Origin of the sequence: Cellulosimicrobium arenosum (assembly GCF_014837295.1) — a bacterium.
Classification (GTDB): domain Bacteria; phylum Actinomycetota; class Actinomycetes; order Actinomycetales; family Cellulomonadaceae; genus Cellulosimicrobium; species Cellulosimicrobium arenosum.
This window is the reverse complement of sequence record NZ_JACYHB010000001.1, coordinates 537,151-551,819: the sequence shown is the minus strand read 5'-3', so window position 1 is coordinate 551,819 and position 14,669 is coordinate 537,151. Positions and strand designations below refer to the sequence as shown.

The 14,669-nt window shown below is 75.4% G+C and carries 12 protein-coding genes and 7 tRNA genes; 9 read left to right on the top strand and 10 right to left on the bottom strand.

All coding sequences use genetic code 11. The annotated features are described in order from the left end of the window. Positions 1-122 precede the first annotated feature (122 nt). Complete coding sequence (locus tag IF651_RS02575; RefSeq protein WP_191827474.1) at positions 123-398, top strand: hypothetical protein; 276 nt, start codon at positions 123-125, stop codon at positions 396-398. 21 nt (positions 399-419) lie between these two features. Here IF651_RS02575 and IF651_RS02570 read toward each other — a convergent pair whose 3' ends face one another. The 3 genes from IF651_RS02570 to IF651_RS02560 form a co-directional block, all read right to left on the bottom strand. Then, the gene (locus tag IF651_RS02570; RefSeq protein WP_338403715.1) at positions 420-743 is read right to left on the bottom strand and encodes a hypothetical protein; all 324 of its coding nucleotides are present in this window, start codon (positions 741-743) and stop codon (positions 420-422) included. 48 nt (positions 744-791) lie between these two features. After that, the gene (recQ, locus tag IF651_RS02565; protein ID WP_191827473.1) at positions 792-2,813 is read right to left on the bottom strand and encodes a DNA helicase RecQ; all 2,022 of its coding nucleotides are present in this window, start codon (positions 2,811-2,813) and stop codon (positions 792-794) included. Between the two features lie 88 nt (positions 2,814-2,901). Then, positions 2,902-3,243 (bottom strand): DUF2277 domain-containing protein, encoded by a 342-nt coding sequence (locus IF651_RS02560; RefSeq protein WP_191827472.1) that lies wholly within the window; start codon positions 3,241-3,243, stop codon positions 2,902-2,904. 60 nt (positions 3,244-3,303) lie between these two features. Between IF651_RS02560 and hrpB the strand changes: the two genes are divergently transcribed. Then, entirely contained in the window at positions 3,304-5,838 is a 2,535-nt protein-coding gene (gene hrpB / locus IF651_RS02555; RefSeq protein WP_191827471.1) for an ATP-dependent helicase HrpB, read from the top strand. Between the two features lie 3 nt (positions 5,839-5,841). On the opposite strand, the gene IF651_RS02550 is transcribed toward hrpB, so the two are convergent. The 7 genes from IF651_RS02550 to IF651_RS02520 all read right to left on the bottom strand — a co-directional run bounded on the left by IF651_RS02550 (position 5,842) and on the right by IF651_RS02520 (position 7,607). Next, positions 5,842-6,780 carry a hypothetical protein gene (locus IF651_RS02550; protein WP_191827470.1) on the bottom strand — a complete coding sequence of 313 codons (939 nt, stop codon included), beginning with the start codon at positions 6,778-6,780 and terminating at the stop codon, positions 5,842-5,844. A gap of 89 nt (positions 6,781-6,869) precedes the next feature. Further along, positions 6,870-6,944: transfer RNA gene (locus IF651_RS02545), tRNA-Val, on the bottom strand. 21 nt (positions 6,945-6,965) lie between these two features. Continuing rightward, positions 6,966-7,036 (bottom strand) — tRNA-Cys (locus tag IF651_RS02540). 54 nt (positions 7,037-7,090) lie between these two features. Next, positions 7,091-7,163 (bottom strand) — tRNA-Gly (locus tag IF651_RS02535). 153 nt (positions 7,164-7,316) lie between these two features. Then, positions 7,317-7,391 (bottom strand) — tRNA-Val (locus IF651_RS02530). Positions 7,392-7,416: 25 nt separating this feature from the next. After that, positions 7,417-7,487 (bottom strand) — tRNA-Cys (locus tag IF651_RS02525). A gap of 47 nt (positions 7,488-7,534) precedes the next feature. Further along, positions 7,535-7,607 (bottom strand) — tRNA-Gly (locus IF651_RS02520). Positions 7,608-7,738: 131 nt separating this feature from the next. Here IF651_RS02520 and IF651_RS02515 point away from each other — a divergent pair. The 7 genes from IF651_RS02515 (at position 7,739) to IF651_RS02485 (ending at position 14,578) form a co-directional block, all read left to right on the top strand. Further along, complete coding sequence (locus tag IF651_RS02515; RefSeq protein WP_191827469.1) at positions 7,739-8,833, top strand: chorismate-binding protein; 1,095 nt, start codon at positions 7,739-7,741, stop codon at positions 8,831-8,833. Then, positions 8,830-9,747, top strand: coding sequence for an aminotransferase class IV (locus IF651_RS02510; protein ID WP_191827468.1), 918 nt, complete (start codon positions 8,830-8,832; stop codon positions 9,745-9,747). The genes IF651_RS02515 and IF651_RS02510 overlap by 4 nt, the downstream gene beginning before the upstream one ends. A gap of 96 nt (positions 9,748-9,843) precedes the next feature. Beyond that, positions 9,844-9,915: transfer RNA gene (locus IF651_RS02505), tRNA-Val, on the top strand. A 191-nt stretch (positions 9,916-10,106) separates the two neighbouring features. Then, positions 10,107-12,401 carry a lysylphosphatidylglycerol synthase domain-containing protein gene (locus IF651_RS18120; RefSeq protein WP_191827467.1) on the top strand — a complete coding sequence of 765 codons (2,295 nt, stop codon included), beginning with the start codon at positions 10,107-10,109 and terminating at the stop codon, positions 12,399-12,401. Then, the gene (locus IF651_RS17940) at positions 12,374-12,529 is read left to right on the top strand and encodes a hypothetical protein (protein WP_191827466.1); all 156 of its coding nucleotides are present in this window, start codon (positions 12,374-12,376) and stop codon (positions 12,527-12,529) included. Before IF651_RS18120 ends, IF651_RS17940 begins: the two co-directional genes overlap by 28 nt. A gap of 120 nt (positions 12,530-12,649) precedes the next feature. Further along, a complete protein-coding gene (locus IF651_RS02490; protein ID WP_191827465.1) occupies positions 12,650-14,311 on the top strand; it encodes a CHAD domain-containing protein in 1,662 nt (553 codons plus the stop codon). Between the two features lie 87 nt (positions 14,312-14,398). After that, positions 14,399-14,578, top strand: coding sequence for a hypothetical protein (locus IF651_RS02485; protein ID WP_191827464.1), 180 nt, complete (start codon positions 14,399-14,401; stop codon positions 14,576-14,578). Positions 14,579-14,669: the final 91 nt, after the last annotated feature.

The following is a 14,669-nucleotide window of genomic DNA, read 5'->3' as shown; positions in this document are numbered from 1 at the left end:
GCCGCAGGAGCACGCACCGCTGCGCAGAACCGACCCTCGGGGCAGCCGATCCCTGTAATAGTGTGCCAAGCGGAGACGGTCCCGGGCGTGCAAGTCACGCTCGTGACTGGTAGACCCGTGCCATGAGCACCGACGACCCTGCGCAGAGAGATGACCTCAACGAGTCCGACATCGCCTCGGCCCGGTTGTCGCCGCCCACGAGGCATGTGGACCGGCATGGTGACGGGGACGGCGCGGAGCAGGGCGACGAGCACGGTGACGGGCACGGTGACGGGCACGGCGACGTCCTGACCGGTGGCGATGCGAAGCGGGCGCCGCACTCGCTGTCCGAGGCGGAGCGCCGGCCCATGACCGGCGACTCGTCGGGCACCTCGTGGGACGACCCGGACGAGCTCTAGGCCCGGAGCGGGCCGGCAGGCTCAGCGCAGCGGCGCCCTTCCGCCCGGCCCGGGCGGGACGAGACGAGGCATCCCGGCGGGCGCGACCGCACTGAGCGCCAGGTAGCGGGCCTCGGCCCGGTGCAGGCGGATGTGCTCGTCCACGGTCCAGTCCGGACCGTTGGTCAGGACCATGCCGCACGAGCAGTCGATGCGCACGCCTCCGTGCCCGTCCTCGTGGAGCTGGCCGATCGTGGCGTGCGCGGCGCGCGCGACCGACTTGGCGCGGCGCATGGTGGCGCTCACCGGTGGCGCCCCGCTCGTCGGGCCGGCGGCGTTCGGGGACTCGGGTGCTCGGGGTTCCACGGCGACCAGCCTAGGGTCGGTGGCGGTGGTGGAGCACCGGGAGCGCCGTCACGCAGGTCCCGTGGCCTCGACCAGCGCGGCGAGCAGACCGGGGCCGTGCCGCTCGAGCTTCACGGCGCCGACGCCGCTGATGCCGCCGAGCGCGTCGAGCGACGTCGGGCGCCGCGCGGCGACCTCTCGCAAGGTCGCGTCGTGGAACACGACGTAAGCCGGCACGCCCTGCTCCTTCGCGACCAGGGCCCGCCACGACCGCAGTGCCTCGAACACCGCGGCACCCTCGACGGACAGCTCGGCCGCGGCGGACGAGCGTGCGCGAGGAGCACGTGTCCTGGCCACCGTGCTGGACTCGCGGCGCAGGCGGACCTGCCGCTCGCCCCGCAGGACGGACGCGCTGTCTGCCGTGAGGCGCAGCGTGCCGTAGCCGTCGGTGTCGACGCCGAGGAGCTCCGCCGCGAGGAGCTGGCGCGCGACGCCCCGCCACGCGCCGTCGGACAGGTCCGTGCCCACGCCGAACGTGCTCAGCGACGTGTGGCCCAGCTGCGTGACCCGCGGGGTCGCCTTTCCCCGCAGGATGTCGACCAGGTGTCCGACGCCGTATCGCTGCCCGCGCTGATCGAGGCGCACGACGGTCGACAGGAGCTTCTGCGCCGCGACCGTGCCGTCCCAGGACTCCGGCGGGGTCAGGCACGTGTCGCAGTTGCCGCACGGCTGCGAGGCCTGACCGAAGTAGTTGAGCAGCTGGACGCGGCGGCACCCGACGGTCTCGCACAGCGCCAGCATCGCGTCGAGGTGCGCGGTCAGGCGGCGCTTGTGCGCGGCGTCGCCCTCGGAGGTGTCGATCATGCGCCGCTGCTGGACGACGTCCGCCAGGCCGTAGGCGAGCCACGCGGTCGACGCCAGCCCGTCGCGCCCCGCGCGACCTGTCTCCTGGTAGTAGCCCTCGACCGACTTGGGCAGGTCGAGGTGCGCGACGAACCGGACGTCCGGCTTGTCGATCCCCATGCCGAACGCGATCGTCGCGACCATCACGACGCCCTCCTCGCGCAGGAACCGGGACTGGTTGCGGGCGCGCACCTGCCGGTCGAGGCCGGCGTGGTAAGGAAGGGCCGTGACCCCGCGCTCGACGAGGAACTGGGCGGTCTGCTCGACCGAGCTCCGTGACAGGCAGTAGACGATGCCCGCGTCGCCCTCGTGCTCGGTCCGCAGGAGGTCGAGGAGCTGCTCGCGGGGCTTGTCCTTGGGGGCGATCCGGTACTGGATGTTGGGCCGGTCGAAGCTGGCGACGAAGTGCCGCGCGTCCTCGAGCTGCAACCGCTCGGCGATCTCGGCGTGGGTCTGGTCGGTCGCCGTGGCCGTCAGCGCGACCCGCGGGACCTCGGGCCAGCGTTCGTGCAGCATCGACAGCCGGAGGTAGTCCGGGCGGAAGTCGTGCCCCCACTGCGAGACGCAGTGCGCCTCGTCGATCGCGAACAACGCGACCGTGCCGCGGTCGAGCAGCTCGACGGTCTCGCGCACCCGCAACCGCTCGGGCGCCAGGTAGAGGAGGTCGAGCTCGCCCGCCAGGTACGCGTCCTCGACGGCACGACGCTGATGGGGCTGCTGCGTCGAGTTCAGGAACCCCGCCCGCACGCCGAGCGCCGAGAGCGCGTCCACCTGGTCCTGCATGAGGGCGATGAGAGGTGACACGACGACCCCGGTGCCCTCCCGGACGAGCGCCGGCACCTGGTAGCACAGCGACTTCCCACCCCCTGTGGGCATGAGGACGAGCGCGTCGCCGCCGCGGACGACGGTCTCGACGACGTCTGCCTGCTCGCCGCGGAAGGCGTCGTACCCCCAGACGTCGTGCAGCACGGCCGAGGCCGCCGCGACCGCAGCCTCGGGTGCGAGGACCTGCGCGACGGCGCGCGGGACGTCGGGTCGCGGTGGCAGCGCAGGCCGGTCGCGCGGCGGTGCGGAGGACGGTTCGGGCTCAGGGGGCGGGGCCTGGCCGAACGGGTCGAGAGGGTCGAACGGCGGTTCGTCGTACGCGGGGTCGAACGGGGGCAGGTCGTCGTCCGGTCCAGAGGTCACGCGATCAGACTACGAGGCGGGACCGACGTCGTCGGTCCCTCGTGGACCGTGCGGGCAGGGAGCGGACCGGGACCCGGGGCGGACCGTTCTAGACGGACCCGGCGGTCTCGTGCTCGTGCGCGATCCCGAGGGCGTGCGCGCGCTCGTGCTCGCGCTCCGCCGCCTCGCGCGCGGCGATGCGCGCCCGCACCTCCTCGCGACGCAGCGGCGGGACCGTCGTCGGGGGCTGACGACGCTCGGGCAGCTCGCCGAGCAGGCGGGCCACGATCGCGGCGACCTCGTCCACGGCGCGCTCGAAGGGCTCCTGCGTCGCGGTGCTCGTCCTCTGGATCCCGGTGACCTTGCGGACGAACTGGCGGGCGGCGGCCTCGACCTCCTCCTCGGTGGCGGGAGGCTGCAGGCCGCGCAGGGTCGTGATGTTCCGGCACATGCTCCGACCGTACGCCGGGCCGCGCCGCCTCGGGAAGGTCCGGCGCGGCAGACTACGACCGTGGACCCGCTCGCCCGACTCCTCGCCGACCCGCCCGAGCTGCCGGTCGGGCAGCACCTCGACGAGGTGCTCGCGGCCGTGCGCGCGGCCGGGGCCGTCGTCGTGCAGGCACCGCCCGGCACGGGCAAGACGACGCTCGTCCCGCCGGCGCTCGCGGCCGCGCTGGAGGGGCGCGTCGTCGTCACCCAGCCGCGCCGGATCGCCGCGCGGGCCGCGGCGCGGCGCCTCGCGTCGTTGCTCGGCGAGGAGCTCGGCGGCACCGTCGGGTACACCGTGCGGGGAGAGTCGCGGACGTCGCGGCGCACCCGGGTGGAGATCGTCACGACGGGCACGCTCGTGCGCAGGCTCCAGCGCGATCCCGAGCTGCCGGGCGTGGCCGGGGTCGTCCTGGACGAGGTGCACGAGCGGCACCTGGACGACGACCTCGCGCTCGCGCTGCTCGCCGACGTGCGCGAGAACCTGCGCGACGACCTCGCGGTCGTCGCGATGTCCGCCACGGTGGAGGCCGACCGGACCGCGACGGCTCTCGGCGGGAGCACCGGAGCGGGCGGACCACGGGTGCCGGTGGTGCGGGTCGAGGGCGGGCTCCATCCCGTCGACGTCGTGTGGTGCCCCGCACCCGGGGCGCGCACCGACGCGCGGGGCACGTCGTCGGCGTTGCTCGACCACGTGGTCGCGACCGTGCGCCGCGCCCTGGGCGAGCGCGCGGGCGACCTCCTGGTGTTCGTCCCGGGTGCGCGCGAGGTGGACATCGTGTCGCGCCGTCTCGCCAGCGTGGACGCCGACGTGCGTCCGCTGCACGGTCGGCTCCCGCCACGCGAGCAGGACCGCGCGCTCGAGGTGGGCCCGCGGCGCCGGGTGGTGGTCTCGACGGCGGTCGCGGAGTCGTCGCTCACGGTGCCGGGCGTGCGGGTCGTCGTCGACGCCGGGTTGGCGCGCGAGCCGCGGACCGACGTGCGCCGCGGGCTGCCGGGCCTGGTGACGGTCTCCGTCAGCCGGGCGGGAGCGGAGCAGCGCGCGGGACGTGCCGGGCGCGAGGGGCCGGGGGCCGTGTACCGGTGCTGGTCCGAGGGCGACCACGCGCGCCTCGCGCGGCATCCCGAGCCCGAGATCCGCACCGCGGACCTCACCGGGTTCGCGCTCGAGCTCGCGTGCTGGGGTAGTCCCGACGGCACCGGGCTGGCGCTCCTGGACCCGCCGCCGGAGGCCGCCTACGCCGCGGCACGCGCGGTGCTGCACGGGCTGGGCGCCGTCGGCCCCGCCGGTGTCACGGCGCTCGGACGCCGCATCGCGGCCGTGCCCGCCGACCCACGTCGCGCGCGCGCCCTGCTCGACGCCGTCCCCGAGGTCGGCCCGCGGCGCGCGGCCGAGGTGGTGGCGCTGCTGTCGGAGGACGTGCGCGTACCGGGCGCGGACCTGCCCGCCGCGCTGCGAGCGGTGCGCCGCGGCGGGCCCGGCACCGGTGCATGGGCGGCGCAGCGCGACCGGCTGGAGCGCGTCGCGCGCGACGTCGCGGGAGCGGCCGCGAGACCGACGACGGGGCCCACCGCGGGGGAGCGACCGACGGACGACGCCGCCGTCGGGCACGTCGTCGCGCTCGCGCACCCGGACCGCCTCGCCCGCCTGCGGCCCGGCGGCGAGACGTACCTGCTGGTCTCGGGGGCGGGTGCGCGGCTGCCCCCGGGCTCGCCGCTGCAGGGGACGCCGTGGCTCGCGGTCGCGGACGTGGACCGCGCGGCGGGCCGGGCCGACGCCGTCGTGCGGTCCGCCGCACCGGTCGACGAGGCGACGGCGCGCGCCGCCGCGGTGGCCGAGCTGCGCACGTCCGGCGTCGCGGAGTGGTCGGGCGGGCGCGTGCGCGCCGCCCGGGTGACGTCGCTCGGCGCGATCGAGCTCGCGCGCGAACCGTGGCGGGGACCGCCCGGGGACGTGGTGGCGGCGGCCGTGCGCGACGGGCTGCGCCGGGACGGGATCGCGAGCCTGGCGTGGTCCGACGCCGCGACCCGGCTGCGCGACCGCCTCCGGTTCCTGCACGGCGCGCTGGGGGAGCCGTGGCCCGACGTCGGCGACGGCGCGCTGCTGGACGGTCTCGACGCCTGGCTGGGACCCGACCTGCCCGCCGTCGCGCGGGGTCGGGGCGTGGAGCTCGCCGGCGCGCTGCGCCGGCTCCTGCCGTGGCCCGAGGCCGCGCGGCTCGACGCGCTCGCGCCTGAGCGGCTCGAGGTCCCGAGCGGGTCCCGGGTGGCGGTGAGCTACGCCGAGGACCAGCCGGTGCTCGCGGTGCGCCTGCAGGAGACGTTCGGCTGGACCCGCACGCCCCGGGTCGCGGACGGGCGCGTCCCGGTGCTGCTCCACCTGCTCTCGCCGGCCGGTCGTCCGGCCGCGGTCACCGCCGACCTGGCGTCGTTCTGGGTGCAGGGCTACCCGCAGGTGCGCGCGGAGCTGCGCGGCCGGTACCCCAAGCACGCGTGGCCGCAGGACCCCACGACGGCCGAGCCGCTGCGGGGCACGCCGAGGCCGCGGCGTCGCGACTGACGGTCAGGCGAACCGGGCGGAGATCGCGACCGACTCGTCGACGTCGAGCCGGACGTCCGCGAGGCGGAGGCCTGGAGGCAGCTCGGCCGCGAGGTCGACCGTCCGGCCGCGCGCCTCGTCGACGTGGTTTCGCGCCACGAGCAGGGCCGCGGCCACGACCGGGTTCCGGCTCGTCAGGCTCAGCTCGCGCACGGTGAGGACCAGGTGCTCGTCGACGTCGACGGCGATCCGTGCCCGGATGCTCGCGGAGAGGATCCTCTTGCGCACGCGCGCGAAGCCGCCGGCGGTGGCGGCACGCGGACCGGCGGAGTCGACCTGGACGTCGAACGACGTGAGCACGAGCCCGCCGGTCTCCTGCAGGGTCTTCTCGATCAGCCGGCGCGCCGCCGCGATCAGGTCCCGCTGCGGCGCGGTGACACGCACGAACCCGCGGACGAGCTCACCCGACCCCGTCGCCCCGGGGTCCACGAGCTCGACGCCGAGCGACCCGTCCGCGCCCTCGACCCAGCGGAACCGGACGTCGTCGGCGTCGACCACGACATCCACGGGGACGCCCTCGACCGTGACGGGGTGCGCCTCGATGCGCAGGTGGCGGAGCGTGCCGTCCTCGCGCCGGGCGGCGGGATCGATGAGGTCACCCACGGGCACGGGCGGGAGCGTCGTCTCGGTGGGCCGGCCGCCGCCGGACGTGGTCCGCACGACCAGCCCGGAGAGGTCGACGTCGAGCGCAGGGACGTCCGGACCGTCCACCGTCGCGTGCACGCGCAGCCGCTCGACGTGCGCGACGTCGGGATGGGCGTGCTCGACGAACGCGTCGCGCAGACGCACGGCCAGCTCCGGGCCGGTCGAGGGCCGGGGCGCGCGGCCCAGGGGAAGGACGTCTGTCCCGTCGTCGGTGGGGACGTCGGTCGCGGTGCCCTCGGCGGGTCGTTCGTCGGCCATGCCGGGGAGACTAGCGGACGGCTCGGCGTGCCGGCCGGCGACGACGAAGGCCGCCCCGGGACGGCGTCCGGAGCGGCCTCGGGCCGTGCTGGTGGGCGATACTGGGATCGAACCAGTGACCTCTTCCGTGTCAGGGAAGCGCGCTACCGCTGCGCCAATCGCCCGTGGTGCTGATGCTGCTCGCGAGGTGGAGATGGGATTCGAACCCACGTATACGGCTTTGCAGGCCGCTGCCTCGCCACTCGGCCACTCCACCACGAGACCGTCGCCCTGACCGCTCCCGCAGGAGACGGCCGGGGCGAGATCTTCGAGCGGATGACGGGATTCGAACCCGCGACCCTCACCTTGGCAAGGTGATGCTCTACCAGCTGAGCTACATCCGCGCGGCCAGCACTGAGGCTCGATCGACGTGTGTCGGGAACCCCGGCGTCCCGGCGCGTGGAACATACTAGCCGACTTCCGGTGCGGACCGGGCATGCGTCCGGGAGCGCGAGAGGCCGCCCCGGAGTGCTCCGGGGCGGCCTCTCGCTCAGTGCTGGTGGGCGATACTGGGATCGAACCAGTGACCTCTTCCGTGTCAGGGAAGCGCGCTACCGCTGCGCCAATCGCCCGAGGGTGGTGCTGATGCTGCTCGCGAGGTGGAGATGGGATTCGAACCCACGTATACGGCTTTGCAGGCCGCTGCCTCGCCTCTCGGCCACTCCACCGCGACCGGACCGTGGTGGGTCCGAGGATCCACCAGAGTACGGCTCCGAGCGGATGACGGGATTCGAACCCGCGACCCTCACCTTGGCAAGGTGATGCTCTACCAGCTGAGCTACATCCGCGCGACCAGGACTCGTCGTGGACCCCCGAATGCGCATTCGTGGTGTCCCCGGCGTTCCGGCGCGTCCCAGACATTAGCCGACGGTCGCGCCCGCCGTCCAACCGGCGTGCGCCGGGTCGGTAGCGTGGAGCCGTGCCCCGACCAGGAACGACGCGATCGCGCCCCGGAGTGGCCCGGTTCGGCGGTCGCGCCGCCCGTGGAGCCGTCGAGTGCGTCGACCTGTACCGCGAGCCGGAACGGCTCGTCGGCGACGGGCCCTGGTTCGTCGTCGTCGACTTCGACGACCCTGCGCGCGGGGGGCGGGCGCGGGCGTGGCGGTTCGAGGAGCGGGTGGACGTCTCCGAGCCGCCCGACGACGGCCCCGCGGGCTGGCAGGGCCCGTCGCCCGACGCGTGGTCGAGCTCGCTCGACCGGTCCGCCTACGAGGCCGCGGTCCGCGAGGTCCGGGCCCGCGTGCACGAGGGGGACGTCTACCAGGCCAACGTCTGCCGCGTCCTGTCCGCCCCGCTCGACCCTCCCGGGAGCGAGCCCGACGCGCCGGCGCTCGCGCGGCGTCTGGCCAGCGGAAACCCCGCGCCCCACGCGGGCGTGCTGCACGTGCCCGCGGGCACCGGGGTCGACCCCGTGTGGGTGGTCAGCGCGTCACCCGAGCTGTTCGTGCGGCTGGAGGGCGGGGTCCTCACGTCCGGCCCGATCAAGGGCACGTCTCTCGACGCGGCCGGTCTGGGCGCGAAGGACCGTGCGGAGAACGTCATGATCACCGACCTCGTGCGCAACGACCTGCAGCGGGTGTGCATACCCGGGACGGTCGAGGTCACCGACCTCCTCGCGGTCGAGGAGCACCCCGGTCTGGTGCACCTGGTCAGCCGCGTCGCCGGTCGGGTGCTGCCCGACGTCCTCGCCGCACCGGACCGCTGGGCGCGCCTGCTGGGTGCGACGTTCCCACCGGCCTCGGTCTCGGGCGCGCCCAAGTCGTCCGCGCTGCAGATCATCTCCGCGCTGGAGACCGCCCCGCGTGGCCCGTACTGCGGGGCGATCGGGTGGGTCGACGGGGACGAGGCAGAGCTCGCCGTCGGGATCCGGACGTTCTGGTGGTCGGACGGCGTCCTGCGGTTCGGCACCGGCGCGGGGATCACGTGGGGGAGCGAGCCCGCGCGCGAGTGGGAGGAGACCGAGCTCAAGGCGCACCGGCTCGTCGGGCTGGCGTCGGGCAGACTGGACCCATGAGCGAACCGAGTGCGGGCTCCGAGCACGCCGCGCCGCCCGAGAACCTCGTCGTGTGGGCGGACGGCCGCCTCGTCGGGCCGGGCGACGCGAGCCTCAGCGCCGTCGACCACGGGATCACCGTCGGGGACGGCGTGTTCGAGACCTGCGCCGTCTTCGACGACCACGCGTTCGCGCTCACCCGCCACCTGCGCCGGCTCGCGCGGTCGGCGGCCGGCCTAGGACTCGAGGCGCCGGACGAGGTGCTCGTGCGCGACGGCGTCGCGCAGGTCCTCGCGGAGGCGCGCACCCGGGCCGACGCCGGGGGCGGAGAGGTCGGCCGCCTGCGGATCACCGTCACGGCGGGCATCGGGCCGCTCGGGTCCGGCCGGACGCCCGGCGCGCAGACCGTGGTCGTCGCGGCGGGACCGGCGAAGATCGTGGCGCACGGACGCGCCGTGCGGTCCCCGTGGACGCGCAACGAGCGCTCGGCCGTCGCCGGGCTCAAGACGACGTCGTACGCCGAGAACGTCGTCGCGCTCGCCGACGCCGTGGCGAAGGACGGCGACGAGGCCCTCCTCGCGAACACCGCGGGCGAGCTGTGCGAGGGGACCGGCGCCAACGTGTTCGTCGAGCGCGCCGACGAGCTCGTCACGCCGCTCCTGTCGTCCGGGTGCCTCGCCGGCATCACGCGCGAGCTGCTGCTGGAGTGGGCGGACGAGGAGGGCCTGCCCGTGCGCGAGGCGCGCCCCGGAGAGCTGCCGTTCGGCGTGCTCGACGAGGTGACCGAGGGTCGCGCGAACCTCCTGCTCACCGGGTCCGTGCGCAACGTCCAACCCGTGACCTGGCTCGACGGCGTCGCCCTCCAGGCCGGGACTGTCTCGCTCGCCGCGCGCGAGCTGTTCGAGCGCCACCGCCGGGAGCGCCTGGACCCGTGAGCCGGGCCGTCGACGACCACGTCGGGCCGCCGGAGGCGCGAGAGCGCGCGGGTTTCTCGTTCCGGTCCGGTTCAGGCTAGTATCGTCCACGCACTCGGGCGATTGGCGCAGTGGTAGCGCGCTTCGTTCACACCGAAGAGGTCACTGGTTCGAACCCAGTATCGCCCACCGAGCATCACCGCAGGTAGGAGGCCGTTTCCGCAGCAGCGGGAACGGCCTCGTCCGTCTCCCGAGCGTGGCGGACATCTCCGCCAGCCTCCTTGCCGGCCTCCGCGACGCGGCCCCTGCTGGACCACCGGCCTGGGCCGGACCACGTGCTACGCGTGCTCGCCCCGGTCATCGGTGTGAGGGTGTCTGCCATGACGTCGGAGCGCACCGCGACCGAGGGCGACGTATCCGACGTCGTGCCCGGTCGCGACGACCGTGGGGCGCCCGAGTACCGGGACGTCGTCGTCCGGGTCGACGTCGGCGACCTGCGCACCGTCCTCGTGCTGGCTGGCACGGTCCTGCTGGGCCTGCTGCTGTCCGCCGTCGCGGACCGCACGTCGGTCGGCATCGCGCTCGACGCGCGCGAGGTCGCCGGTCACGTGCCGTCCCTGGTCTCGCTCGTGCTGGCCCTCGTGGCCGAGTCCGTCGTTCTGGTCAGCGCGGTGGTGACCCCGGTGGTCCTCGCGGTCCGAGGCCGGGTGCGGCTGCTCCTCACCGGGGCGCTGGCGATCGTCGCCGCCCTCGCGGCCTTCTCCCTCGTGCACGGGGCCGTGCTCTCCCGGCACGCGGCGCCCGACGTCGGGAACCTCTACCCAGACCTGGGCGACGTCGGTCCGGGCCTCGGCTCGGTCGCGGGGCTCGCGGCGGTGCTCGCGGCGCTGCGCCCGGCCCGGAGCTGGGCCAGGGCCTGGTGGTCGCTCGTCGCCCTGCTCGTCGTCCTGGATGCGATCCTGCGGCCGTCGGGTCCCCTCGACGCCGTGCTCGCCGTCGGCGTCGGTGGACTGGTCGGGCTGCTCGTCACCGTGGCCGTCGGTCGCACGCGCCGCGAGCTGACCGCGGAAGGCGTGCGCGTCGCGCTGGGGGCGGGCGGGCTCCAGGTCACCGACGTGCGTGCTCCCGCCGCGGGCGCCCACCACGGCACCTTCGAGGCGCGGACGCCCGGTGGGCCCGTCGTCGTCACGGTGACGGACCGCCGGTCCTGGCAGCGCGAGCGGGTCGGTCTCGCCTACCGCCGGCTGCGGCTGCGCACCGGGGTCGACGAGGAGGGTTCGGCGTCCCCGACGCGTGCGGTGGCGCTCGAGGCGCTGCTGCGCCTGCTCGCCTCGACGCACGACGCGCACGTGCCCGCGGTCCGTGCCGTGGTGCGCGCACCCGAGGGAGAGGCGCTGCTGGCCTGCGACCTGGTCGACGGTCGCCCGCTGGACGCCGTCGACCCGGCGGAGCTGACCGACGACGTGCTCCGCGCGGCCTGGGTCGAGGTCGCGCGCCTGCGCGAGGCGCGGGTGGCGCACCGGGAGCTCACGCTGCGCCATCTCCTCCTCGCACCGGACGGCACGGTGTGGGTGACCGACCTCGAGCACGTCGAGCCCGGCGCGCCGGACGCCGTGCTCGCGGGGGACGTCGCCGAGCTGCTTGCCGCGACGAGCGCGGTCGTCGGACCAGGGCGTGCGGTCACCGCCGCACAGGCCGTCCTCGGCCCTGCTCCGCTCGCGGCTGCGGTGGGGCGGCTGGTGCCCGCCGCGCTCACCGCGGCGACCCGGGCGCTGCTCAAGAAGACCGGGACCACGCTGGAGACCGTGGCCGCCGAGACGTGCCGCGCGACCGGGGTGGCACGACCCGCCTACGAGAAGATCGAACGATTCAAGCCACGGACCCTGGTGGCGGCAGCCATGCTGGTCGTGGCCGTCTACCTCCTCGCGCCCCAGCTCGCGGACCTCCCGAGCCTCGTCGACGCCGTCCGTGACGTGGACCCGGTCTGGCTGATCCCGGTCCTCCTCGCCTCCGCCGCCACCTATCTGGGTGCCGCGCTCGGACTGGCAGGGGGGACGCCCGGACGGGTACCCGTGGGGCAGGCCTCTGCCGTCGCGCTGGCGGCGTCCTTCGTGGCGACGTTCGCCCCGCCCGGTGTCGGACAGGTCGGCCTCAACGTCCGGTACCTGCAGCGACGCGGGTTCGCCACACCGGTCGCGGTGTCCGCGTCGGCCGCCAAGGAAGCGGCCGTGCTGTGCGTGCACCTCACCCTGCTCGTGACCTTCGCGCTGTGGGCCGGCAGCACCGACGCGCTGACCCGCGAGCTCGACAGCCTCCCGTCGGGCCGAACGCTGGCGATCGTCGGTGCGGGCCTCGTCGTGGTCGTCGGCGTCGTGCTCCTCCTGCCGGCCGTGCGCCGGCTCGTCCGCCGGACCGTCGTGCCGGCGGTCCGGTCGTCCGTCACCGCGATGCACGACGTCGTGTCGAGCCCGGCGAAGATGGTGGCGCTCCTCGGCGGAGTCGTCCTGCTCCCGCTCGGCTACGCCGTGTGCCTGTACTTCTCGGTGCGGGCGTTCGGCGGGGACACGACGTTCGTGGCCGTCGCCCTCGTCTCCCTCACCGCGGGACCGTCGCCACCGCGGCGCCGGTGCCGGGAGGCGTCGGCGCGGTGGAGGCGGTGCTCGTCGCGTCGCTGACCGGCGTCGGGCTGGACGCCACGACCGCGCTCGCGGCGGTCGTGCTGTACCGGCTCGCGACGTTCTGGCTCCCGATCGCGCCGGGTGCCGTCGCGTTCCGGTCGCTCACGCGCCGCGAGGTGCTCTAGCCGAGCGTGCGGCGCACGGACGACCCGGCACAGCGGCACTGCGTGCGACGTCCCGGCCGCGCACCTACGGTCGTCCCCAGGGTCGGACGGACCGACCGGACGCCCGACAGAAGGAGCGCCGTGGCCTACCGCGAGGACGAGCGCACGCTGAGCGCCCCGGACGACTGGTCCGTGCCGGACCCCGGGCTCGAGGGGACGACCATCGTGCGCCCTGAGCCGGTGCACCTCGACGCCCTCTACTACGACACCGCGGACCTGCGGCTGCTCGCGCGGGGTGTCACGCTGCGGCGTCGGACGGGTGGTGCGGACGCGGGCTGGCACCTCAAGCTGCCCGCACCCGGCGACGCACGGGACGAGATCCGACGCGCGCTCGGCGACGACGACGCAGAGCTCCCTGCGACTCTCCGCGACGCCCCGGTCCCACCGGCCGGGCTCGTGGGTCTCGTGGTGGGGGTGACCCGGAACGAGCCTCTCGTGCCCGTCGGACGGATCCGCACGGTGCGCTCCCTCGTCGTGCTGCACGGGGGACCGGCCGACGGTACCGACAGCGGGGAGCAGGGCCCGGCGCTCGTCGAGATCGCGGACGACCGGGTCTCCACGGAACGGCTGGCCGTACCCGCCGGCCACGCGGGGGGCGACGAGGCCCCGGCCGGTTCGGCGGGCGGACGCGCCGACGCGTGGCGCGAGATCGAGGTGGAGCTCCTGCCCACCGGTCCCACGGACAGGCACGGCGACGGGGACGGGGGGAGGCTGCTCGACGACGTCGTCGACGTGCTCGTCGCGTCGGGGGCGCGCCTCGAACGGAGCAGCCCGAAGCTCGCCCGCGCGCTCGCGGTCGCGACCGCAGAGCGTGGCGACGGGCCGGGAGACGTCCCGGCCGCGCGCGACGACGCGACGGCGGGTGACGTCGTCGTGCACCACCTGCGCGAGCAGGTCGACGCTCTGCTCCGCTGGGACCCCGAGGTGCGCCGGGACACTCGCGACGCGGTGCACAAGTCCCGCGTCGCCGCGCGCCGCCTGCGCAGCGCGCTCGCCACCTTCCGGCCGCTGCTCGACCGCGACGTCACCGAGCCCGTGCGCGCCGAGCTGCGGTGGTGGGGGCAGGTGCTCGGCGAGGCGCGCGACGCCGAGGTGGCGCGCGACCGCGTCCGGGTGGTCCTCGACGGCACGCCGGACGAGCTGGTCGTCGGGCCGGTGCGGGCGCGCGTCGTCGACGAGCTCGACGCGCGCTACCGGGACACGCAGCGGGCCGCCGTCGAGCAGATGGGTCAGGAGCGCTACCTCGCCCTCCTCGACGCGCTGGTCGTGCTCGCGGGCGACCCGCCGCTGTCCGCAAGCACGGCCGACCCGGCCGACCCGGCTCGGACCGTCCTGCCGCCGCTGGCCCGCAAGGCCTGGAAGCGCGCGCGCCGCCGCGCGCGCGCCGCCGACGCGGCCACGGGGGAGCGGCGCGACGAGCTGCTGCACGACGTGCGCAAGGCCGCGAAGCGGGCCCGGTACGCGGGCGAGGCGATGGCCCCGGCCCTGGGCGAGGACGCGGCCCGCTTCGCGTGCCGGTTCGAGACGGTGCAGGACGCGCTCGGGGAGCACCACGACGCCGTCGGGCTCGCCGGCACGCTGCGCCGGCTCGGGATGCAGGCCAACCTGCGGCGGGAGAACGGGTTCAGCTACGGACTGCTCGTCGGCGTCGAACGGCAGCGCGCGCAGTCGGCGCTCGAGGACTACGAGACGGCCTGGGAGAGGGCGGGCCGCAGACGTGTCAGACGTTGGACGTCGTCCTGAACCTCGTCGCGCGTCCCCGGAGCCACCGCCGTAGCGTGGGGACGGCGGGACGCCCGTCCCGCTGGAGTGCGACGGACAGGAGTTGTCATGTCGGAGCAGGCAGGTGGCGACAGCGGTCTCGGCGGCCTCGTCGACAAGGCGAAGGACCTCGCGAGCGACGAGCGCATCGACCAGGTCGCGGGTGCGATCAAGGGCGTGGCACCGGACTCGGTCGACGAGCAGGTGGACGCGCTCGCAGACAAGGCGAAGCAGGCCAACGACCGGTAGCCCGACACCGCAGGGACGCGACCGGGTCCGGTTCGTCCCGCGGCCTCGGGTCGGTACGATCAAGGGGCGCCGTCGACGACGGCGCCCCTGC